Annotated in this window: 10 protein-coding genes; 9 read left to right on the top strand and 1 reads right to left on the bottom strand. The window is 64.1% G+C overall.

The window, feature by feature from the left end; all coding sequences use genetic code 11:
• The first annotated feature begins 693 nt into the window (after window positions 1-693).
• The 9 genes from rpmH (at window position 694) to ACQPXH_RS33020 (ending at window position 7,827) form a co-directional block, all read left to right on the top strand.
• On the top strand, window positions 694-837 hold the full coding sequence (rpmH, locus tag ACQPXH_RS33060; protein ID WP_083898281.1) for a 50S ribosomal protein L34: 144 nt from the start codon (window positions 694-696) through the stop codon (window positions 835-837).
• A gap of 21 nt (window positions 838-858) precedes the next feature.
• Entirely contained in the window at window positions 859-1,290 is a 432-nt protein-coding gene (gene rnpA, locus ACQPXH_RS33055) for a ribonuclease P protein component (protein WP_433600298.1), read from the top strand.
• Entirely contained in the window at window positions 1,287-1,640 is a 354-nt protein-coding gene (gene yidD, locus ACQPXH_RS33050) for a membrane protein insertion efficiency factor YidD (protein ID WP_433600297.1), read from the top strand. Before rnpA ends, yidD begins: the two co-directional genes overlap by 4 nt.
• Before the next feature lie 4 nt (window positions 1,641-1,644).
• Window positions 1,645-2,742: a membrane protein insertase YidC gene (gene yidC / locus ACQPXH_RS33045; RefSeq protein ID WP_433600296.1), complete on the top strand. Its 1,098-nt coding sequence runs from the start codon at window positions 1,645-1,647 to the stop codon at window positions 2,740-2,742.
• A gap of 146 nt (window positions 2,743-2,888) precedes the next feature.
• A complete protein-coding gene (locus ACQPXH_RS33040) occupies window positions 2,889-3,407 on the top strand; it encodes a protein jag (protein WP_433603676.1) in 519 nt (172 codons plus the stop codon).
• 120 nt (window positions 3,408-3,527) lie between these two features.
• Window positions 3,528-4,256, top strand: coding sequence for a 16S rRNA (guanine(527)-N(7))-methyltransferase RsmG (gene rsmG / locus ACQPXH_RS33035; RefSeq protein WP_433600295.1), 729 nt, complete (start codon window positions 3,528-3,530; stop codon window positions 4,254-4,256).
• A gap of 615 nt (window positions 4,257-4,871) precedes the next feature.
• A complete protein-coding gene (locus ACQPXH_RS33030) occupies window positions 4,872-5,825 on the top strand; it encodes a ParA family protein (RefSeq protein WP_433603675.1) in 954 nt (317 codons plus the stop codon).
• A 25-nt stretch (window positions 5,826-5,850) separates the two neighbouring features.
• On the top strand, window positions 5,851-6,879 hold the full coding sequence (locus tag ACQPXH_RS33025; protein ID WP_433523708.1) for a ParB/RepB/Spo0J family partition protein: 1,029 nt from the start codon (window positions 5,851-5,853) through the stop codon (window positions 6,877-6,879).
• A gap of 216 nt (window positions 6,880-7,095) precedes the next feature.
• Complete coding sequence (locus ACQPXH_RS33020) at window positions 7,096-7,827, top strand: GNAT family N-acetyltransferase (RefSeq protein ID WP_433603674.1); 732 nt, start codon at window positions 7,096-7,098, stop codon at window positions 7,825-7,827.
• Window positions 7,828-7,934: 107 nt separating this feature from the next.
• Here the strand turns inward: ACQPXH_RS33020 and ACQPXH_RS33015 are convergent, their stop codons facing one another.
• On the bottom strand, window positions 7,935-9,131 hold the full coding sequence (locus ACQPXH_RS33015) for an N-acetylmuramoyl-L-alanine amidase (RefSeq protein WP_433600294.1): 1,197 nt from the start codon (window positions 9,129-9,131) through the stop codon (window positions 7,935-7,937).
• Window positions 9,132-9,149: the final 18 nt, after the last annotated feature.

Genomic DNA, 9,149 nt, shown 5'->3' with positions numbered 1-9,149 from the left:
GCAGTTTCCTCCCCGGAAGTAGGCGATAGGAGCAGACGGTCGGAGCCTGCGGAGTATCGGCGTGGCTGAGTCGATGTTGTGATTCCGCATACGTCCGTAACCGGTTCGGACGCTGCCCGGGTCCCCCATCCGGGCGGCGGCGTGGCACCGTCGGCCCTACGAATATGCCACTCCAGGGGTCTTTCCACACAATTATCCACAGATGTGGAGAACCCTGGGGAGATGTGAAACGAGGTTGCTTTCTGCCGCTATACGGCCTGGACCTGCGGTTCTGCAGCAATCTTCTGGCTACGTACGTTAGTTGGTGCGCAGGCTGACGGCTAGGGGTGTGGACGAACTCACGGTTATACCCAGGATGCGTCACTCCGGTGCAGCGCTCCCGCGCAAGCCGCGCGAGGGTGGGCCGAGTTTGACCCGTACTTTGCCGATCAGTACCCTCGTACAGTCACCCCTTGGTGCGGTGGCGGTCCTGTGCTGACCGTTTCGATTGGCGGCGCTCGCGGTGCCCTCCGTGGTTACGCAAGCTGCCTCCTCCGGGCCCGTCGCTCACGCCGCTGGGTCAGGTCGTATCGACCTCGTGCGCCAGGACCGACGCGCATCGATGATGACCACCTCGCGATTCATCGCGCAAAGACGTATCACCGACAAGCTTTGGGCGCCGAACGGCGCCCACCTACTCGAGGAGTGTTGACCGTGGCCAAGGGCAAGCGGACGTTCCAGCCGAACAACCGTCGTCGGGCGCGGGTCCACGGCTTCCGTCTTCGGATGCGCACCCGCGCTGGTCGCGCCATCGTTTCCGCGCGCCGCGGCAAGGGCCGCAAGTCCCTCACTGCCTGATCCTCGCTCTCGGACGCCCGGGTGTTGCCTGAGCCGTATCGGTTGCATCATCGTGCCGACTTCTCCCGGACGGTGCGCCGCGGCCAGCGAATCGGGAGGCGAGATCTGGTCGTACACGCGCTCGTGCACGGGTATGACGGAACTGTGGGCGCGAGTGGACGACGAAGCGATGCGGCTGAGGCCGGATCGTTGGTCCGCGTGGGCGGCCCGCGGTTCGGATTGATTGTCAGCAAGGCGGTGGGCAACGCGGTGATTCGACACCGCGTCGCCCGCCGCCTGCGTCATATTTGCGGTCAAGTGATCGCCGAACTGCCCACCGATGCCGATATCGTGATCCGCGCATTGCCCGGCGCCGCGACCGCCGACGCGACGGAGTTGCTCCGCCAGCTGCGTGGCGCGCTGCGCAAGCTCGATATCGTCCGCAAATCGGCTACCGTGGCCGGTGCGGGATGAGTGCGCGTTCCACCGTTGCTCGGCTACCCGCGAACACGGTGATCTTCCTGATCGAGCTCTACCGGACGTATGTCTCCCCCATGCGCCTGCCGGTGTGCCGTTTCACCCCGACCTGTAGCGAGTACGCGGTGACCGCGTTACGCACCCGCGGCCTGTTCGTCGGCCTCGGATTGACGGTCGTGCGATTGGCGAAATGCGCACCCTGGCACCCTGGTGGGTGGGATCCCGTTCCGGAGCGAAAAACACGCGAACGGAACGAGTCAGCCGCCGACCAGCAGGTGTCGGCGCCACACGCTTGTAAAGGATCACCGCGCGCGGTGATCGGCGATACGAACGACGGGAGTGCATAGAGCCGTGCTCGACTTCATTTATTATCCGGTGTCCTGGATCCTCTGGTTCTGGCATCGGGTCTTCGGGTTCGCGTTCGGCGCGGACAACGGACTCACCTGGGCACTGGCCGTGGTGTTCCTGGTATTCACGTTGCGCTTGGTGCTCTACAAGCCGTTCGTCAAGCAGGTGCGTACCACCAAGCAGATGCAGGAGCTGCAGCCCCAGATCAAGGAGCTGCAGAAGAAGTACAAGAACGATCGCCAGAAGATGGCGACCGAGATGCAGAAGCTGCAGAAGGATCACGGCTTCAACCCGTTGATGGGCTGCCTGCCGATCCTGGCGCAGGTCCCGGTCTTCCTCGGTCTGTTCCATGTGCTGCGCTCCTTCAACCGCACCGGCACCGGCATCGGCCAGCTCAGCATGTCGGCCTACGACAATGCGCATACGCCGAACTATGTCTTCAGCGCCATCGACGTCCAATCCTTCCTGAGCGCCCGCATCTTCGGCGCCCCCATCTCGGCCTACATCACCAGCCCGCCGAGCCAGTTGCAGGCCTTCGCCGATTACGGCGGCGTGCCGACCAAGCTGAGCATCGCGCTGGTCTCCATCCCGCTGATGGTGATCGCCGGCCTGGCGACGCATTTCAACGCGCGCGCCTCGGTTGCCCGGCAGAGTGCGGAGGCCGCGGCCAACCCGCAGTCGGCCATGATGAACAAGCTCGCGCTGTGGGTGTTCCCGCTCGGCGTGCTGGTCGGTGGCCCCTTCCTGCCGATCGCCATCCTGCTCTACTGGGTGTCCAATAACATCTGGACCTACGGACAGCAGCACCTCGTCTTCGGCCGTATGGCGAAGGAAGAGGAAGTCAAGAAGCAGCAGAAGCTGGAGCAGCGCGCACAGAACGCGCCGAAGCCTGGTGCGAAGCCGGTAAATGTCAAGAAGAAGCAGTCGCCCTCCGATGCGAAGCCTGTCGATGCGGATGCCGATGCCGCCGCGGATGCGGTTGACGCATCGCCGTCGACGAATGGCACCGCGAAGTCGCCGACCAAGGCGGGACAGCGGCGCTCGGGCGGGCAGAAGCGATCGGGCAACCGCGGACGCCCCAACCAGAAGCGACGGCGCTGATACATCGCGCGCCTGCGGGATCTCTGAGCAACCCTGTTCGCGTTCTCCGATCGGCGCCGGTCGCCGGTCGCGCGCGATGAGCAGATGAAGGAAATCAAATGACTGTTGAAACCGACGGAGGGGACGCCACTGTGGCGACGACGACGATGGTGAACGGCGAAGCCGAAGCGGGGGCCGAATCCACCGAGTCCGCGAACGATGCCGAGGAAGCTCTCATCGAAGAGGGCGAAATCGCGGGCGACTACCTCGAGCAGTTGCTCGATGTGCTCGACTTCGACGGCGATATCGATCTCGATGTCGAGGGCGATCGCGCCATCGTGAGCATCGACGGTGGCCGGGATCTCTCGAAGCTGGTCGGCCGCAACGGCGAGGTGCTCGACGCGCTGCAGGAGCTGACCCGGCTGGCCGTGCAGCAGGCCACCGGGGTGCGCAGTCGGCTCATGCTCGATGTAGCCGGCTGGCGCGCCAAACGTCGCTCGGAGTTGAGTGCGCTCGGCACCGCCGCCGCGCAGCGAGTCCTGGAATCCGGTAGGCCGGAGCCGCTGGCGCCGATGACTCCTTTCGAGCGGAAGATCGTGCACGACGCCGTTGCCGCCGTCGAGGGTGTCAGCAGCGGGAGCGAGGGCGTGGAGCCCAATCGGCACGTTGTCGTGGTGCCTGCCTGAATCGCGCGTTGTGATTGGATTAGGGCCTCCGGTCTTCGGACCGGAGGCCCTCTTCATGTCTCGGATGCGCGCCCCCTCCCCCGGCCCCATTGCCGCACTGATCGACTCGAGTTCGGAAGGATGTTTCACGTGGAACGAGATCTCGGTGGCATCACCGCGTTGCCGAATGAGCTGGAGCCCCCGGCGACGGCCGCACTGGTTTTCGGAGACCGGCTGGATCTCGCGCGTCGGTACTGCGCCGCCCTCGCCGCCGCCGGTGTCGAGCGCGGACTGATCGGCCCCCGCGAGGTGCCGAGGCTATGGGATCGACACATTCTCAACTGCGCGGTGGTCGGTGAGTTGATGGCGGAGGGCGCCACCGTGGTCGATATCGGCAGCGGTGCCGGACTGCCCGGAATCCCATTGGCGATCGCGCGCCCGGATCTCCGCATCACCTTGGTCGAGCCGCTGCTGCGTCGCACCATCTTTCTGAGCGAATTCATCGAGGCGGCCGGACTCGATGTGACCGTGGTGCGCGGTCGGGCCGAGCAGTCCGGCGTGATGAAGGAAGCAGGCGGCGCGGATGTGGTGACCTCTCGCGCGGTTGCCCCGCTGGCGAAGCTGGCGCAGTGGTCCCTCCCTCTGTTGCGCGATCACGGACGGATGCTCGCATTGAAGGGAGTCAGTGCGGCCGAGGAACTCGAGCGCGACGGTGAGGCTTTGACGAAGGCGGGCGCGGGAAATGCGACTGTTCTGGAATGCGGCGCCGGACTCGTCTCCCCCCTCACTCTGGTGATCAGCGCCGAGCGGCTGCCGCGTGCCGAGCGTCCGTCGCGTCGAGTCGGCAGGTCGGCGCGGAAGTCGAAGTAGCAGTTCTCGATTCGTGGCAATGTTTCATGTGAAACAAGGCGTCTCGGCGTCCGCGGCGCAGCAGGCTTCGACCCGAAACTTCACGTGACGTTTTGAGTCTGGTGTCACCGGATAGAGAAATCGATAATCCCCATTGCGCGAGCCTCATTGGACACGAGAGCGCCCGGTGTGAGACGTCTGCGGCGTGGAAGCGTATCCGATGTTTCATGTGAAACATAACTCCGGTGTCGGTCCGGGACTTCATGTTTCATGTGAAACAGCAAATCGAACGCGTCAATCTTGTTTGCGGCGATGTGATTCGGTGCAGATTCGCGTGTCCTTTGTGTGATGCCGCGATTCAGCTTTCTAATCGCGCTGAGTGCTGGCAAGCTAGTGAGCGTCGGGCGTGAGCGTTGGTGCCACGGAGGGATGTGGGTTTGTCGCAGCGGCGAGAGCTCCGCTCGTCGGTCGGGCGCCGCGGTCCGATTGAGCATCAAGTTCGATCCGACACAGCTAGTGATGACACGGCGCCGAATTCGGTCGGGCGTACGTGATCTGAGGTTCTCGCGTTAGGAGCTGTCTATGTCGAGCGGTCCGGCGAATGTTTCACGGGAAACAACGTCGCGCGTGCCGGGGATGCTGGACTCCAGCACCTTGGATGCGGAGGCATTCGGAAGCACACCGTTCGGGCACATCTCCCCCAGTGAGACCCCGATAGCAGCCGAAGCCCAACGTGCAAGCCAAATATTGCATCCAGGAAAGGTGACAGTGCCGAAACCGCACGAGCAACGGATCATCACCATCGCCAATCAGAAGGGGGGCGTCGGCAAGACGACAACCGCCGTGAATCTCGCGGCCGCCCTGGCGCATACCGGGATGACGGTTCTCGTGATCGACCTCGACCCCCAGGGCAACGCCAGCACCGCCCTGGGGATCGAACATCACTCGGGTGTCCCGTCGAGCTATGAACTCCTCATCGGCGAGGTGTCGGTAATGGATGCGATTCAGCAGAGCCCGCACAGCGAGCGTCTGCTGTGCATCCCGGCGACCATTGATCTGGCCGGTGCCGAGATCGAATTGGTTTCCATGGTGGCCAGGGAGGGACGGCTCAAGGCCGCCATCCAGGAGGCCAATATCGCCGGATACGACATCGATTACGTCATGATCGACTGCCCGCCGTCGCTCGGTCTGCTCACCGTCAACGCAATGGTTGCTGCTAAGGAAGTGCTGATCCCGATCCAGTGCGAGTACTACGCGCTGGAGGGTGTCGGGCAATTGCTTCGGAATATCGGTCTGGTGCAGGCGCACCTGAATCCCGAACTACACGTATCGACGGTGCTTCTCACGATGTACGACGGACGGACCAAGCTGGCCGACCAGGTCGCCGAGGAGGTGCGCGGGCACTTCGGCGATGTGGTGTTGAAGTCGGTCATCCCCCGCAGTGTGAAGGTCTCCGAGGCGCCGGGCTACGGCATGACGGTGCTCGATTATGATCCAGGCTCCCGGGGTGCGATGAGTTATCTGGACGCCGGTCGCGAGATGGCCTCCCGGTCGGTGATCCAGCCGGGTGCGGCAGAGCGCGCGCAATGACAAACGACGAAAGGGTCGGTAACCGATGACTCAGGCGAAGAAGGGCGGCCTAGGCCGCGGACTTGCCGCGTTGATTCCGACCGGGCCGGCGGCCACACCGGGACTCGGTGCCGCACCCGGACTCGGCAGCGCCGCAGCCAATGTCGTCATCGGCGTCGATCCGATCGGACCGCAACCGGCCTCCGCCTTTCTGCACCGGGTCCCCGATCCCAGCGATGAGCAGCTGTCGGATGGCGGCGCGTCCTATCGCGAGATTCCGCCGGAGCAGATCGAACCGAATCCCAAGCAGCCGCGCCACGTCTTCGAGGAGGAGGCGCTCGCCGAGCTGGTGCACTCCATCAAGGAATTCGGCCTGATGCAGCCCATCGTGGTGCGTCGGCTGGAGCCGGGGGTGGACAAGTATCAGATCGTCATGGGTGAGCGTCGTTGGCGCGCTTGCCAAGAGGCTGGGCTCGCGGCGATTCCAGCCATTGTCCGCGAGACTGCGGACGACGCGATGCTGCGGGACGCCCTCTTGGAGAACATCCATCGGGTGCAGCTGAACCCGCTCGAAGAGGCGGCGGCCTATCAGCAGCTGCTAGAGGAATTCGATGTCACCCATGAGGAATTGGCCACCCGAATCGGTCGATCCCGACCGGTGGTGACGAATATGATTCGCCTGTTGAAACTGCCGATCCCGGTGCAGCGCCGGGTCGCGGCCGGCGTACTGTCCGCCGGACACGCTCGGGCGCTGCTCGGTCTCGAGGCAGGCGCCGACGCCCAAGAGGTACTCGCCGCCCGCATCGTTGCCGAGGGATTGTCGGTCCGGGCCACCGAGGAAGCCGTCACCCTGGCGAACCGGGATCCGGATACGGCCGCCCCCCCTGCCCCCCGGCGCAAGCCGATTCATATGCCGGGTCTGCAGGATGTGGCCGAGCGGCTGTCGGAATCCTTCGACACTCGCGTCACCGTGAGCCTCGGCAAGCGGAAGGGCAAGATCGTCGTCGAATTCGGTTCGGTCGAAGACCTCGAACGTATCGTAGGCATGATGGAGCAGCAGCAGCTCGGCAAGTGACAGAAGTGGCAAAAAATAGCCGTGTGTTTCCGGTAGGCACGTGTTCGGCGTCGAAACGTCACTGTGACGGCGCAGAAAATCGGCCTACGGAGGGGCTCCATACCAACAGCACAGCGACGTGGAATGAGGCGGGTTCGCTTTGATCGCATATTCTTGCTGGCGAGTGAATGCAGCGTGAGTGTGGATGAATCGGATAGCTGGAGGCTGAGCAGAGCGGTGTCGACCAGCGTCACAGCATTAACCCTCGGTGGACTCGACAGGCTACCCGCCCATGCGCGGCGTTGCGTGTTCTGGGAGATCGATCCGGCCGTGGCCGCGACCTCCCGTGAGTTCAGTGATCCGGTCTTCGAGAAGGAGGCGTGGCTGTCCACGGTCATGCTGGAGTGGGGTTCGTGCGGTCAGGTCGCGAACGTGGACGGCAACATAGCGGGGTGTGCGCTGTATTCGCCGCCGAGCGCCGTACCGCGTGCCGGCCTGTTCCCCACATCGCCGGTTAGCCCGGACGCGGTCCTGCTGACCACGCTGCGTGCCGAATTCCCGTATCAGGATGCCGACATAGCCCACCGCCTCATAACGGCCGTGGTGGCCGATCTGGTCCGTCGTGGCGTGCGTGCGTTAGAGGCCTTCGGCATTCGCATCGATCCTCCGGCGACCGCGATGTCGGATCGTTCGCTCGGCTCGATGCGGTTGATGGAGCGGATCGGTTCACCGGTCCGGGATGCGGCCTCGGCCGGTAAGGCGACCGGATGTTCGCCGGAGACCTGCATGATCGAGGCGGACTTCCTGGAGGACGTCGGTTTCGAAGTGGTGGCGCCGCACCACCGCTTCCCCCGGCTGCGCTTGGAACTCGACTCCGATCACGGTTGGAAGGAAGATGTGGAGCGCGCGCTCGATCAACTGCTCGCCGCCGCCTCCCTGACGGTCCCCTTCCGCGTCGGAGCACCCTGAGACCCCGCATACAACAAACAGTGCGCCCCTGCCGATGATCGGCAGGGGCGCACTCGTATCGGAAGTATTTTTGTTGTTCGTAATCTAATGAGCCAGAAGGTAATTCACTACATCCGGTCGGCTGCGGCCAATTCCTCCGCCAGCAATTCGGCGAAAGTGTATGTGCCCGTCGGCTGATCGTCCTGGCCGAGCAGATACAGCCGCTTTACCGAGATGAGGATGGCCTCGGCGATCACATCGCGCATCCGCGGGTTGGTGAGTACCGACGCATCGTATTCGTTTGTGAGATAACCGATATCGACCTGTACCGTCGGCATCTTGGTGAGCCGCAATAGATCCCAGGTGCGCGCATGAGTTCGGCAGTCCTGCAACGAGGTTCGCGCGACCACTTCACGCTGGATGAAGCCGGCCAGCACCTGGCCGATCATAGATACCGAACCGTGCGAATTGCCGAAATGGAAGCCCGCGACACCGTTGGCGGACGGGCTCGGATTGGTCGCGCAGCGCAGCGAGATCATCAGATCGGCGTCGAAGGCATTGGAGGTATCCGCGCGGTCGGCGTCGCTCGGATTGGCGCCCCACGGCCGCGACAGGAAGGTTTCCATGCCGGTGGCGGCCATTCGGCCCTCCAGTCTGCTGGCCAGATCCCACAGGATCTCCGACTCGTAGACATCGCCGTATTCGGTCGGCACCGCGAAGCCCTTGTCCGGGCCGCCGAGACCCGGATCGATGACGATCCGCTTCCCGGTCAACTGCGGCCCGGCCCGGTGCACCACCTCTTCCTCGGCGATCCGATGCGGATTGCCGCCGGTGACGCGCGCGCCGAGCAGCTCCAGCGAGCGCAGCGTATCCGGACCGCAGATACCGTCCGCCGCCAAGCCGATCTCCCGCTGGAATGCGGTGAGCGCTTCATGGGTGTGCGGGCCGAAGTAACCGTCGACGCGGTGCACGTAGAAACCGAGATCCTGTAGCCGGCGCTGCAGGGTTGCCACATCGTCGCCGTAGAGCGGCGCGGAGAGTTGGTAGATCAATGTGCGGGCACCGAGGCGATAGGAGGCTTCCTTGAGCGCGCGGTAGGTAGCCGGTCCGACGACTCCGTCGACCAGCAGTCCGCGGTGCTGTTGGAAGGCGCGAACCGCCGAGTCGAGCTGGCGATCGAAGGAAGCGTCGGTGTCCATCCAGTACTCTCGCGCATCAGCGTGATCTGTTGCGGCGGAGTGCGTATGCAGAAACCCGAGACTTGCCAGGGTGCTCCGAACCTCGGCGACGGCTGGACCGGTATCGCCGTGACGAAGTCGGTGCATGCGTGAGAGCCCTTTCCT

Origin of the sequence: Nocardia sp. CA-135953 (assembly GCF_050955735.1) — a bacterium.
Lineage (GTDB): Bacteria > Actinomycetota > Actinomycetes > Mycobacteriales > Mycobacteriaceae > Nocardia.
This window is presented reverse-complemented; position numbering and strand designations above follow the sequence as displayed.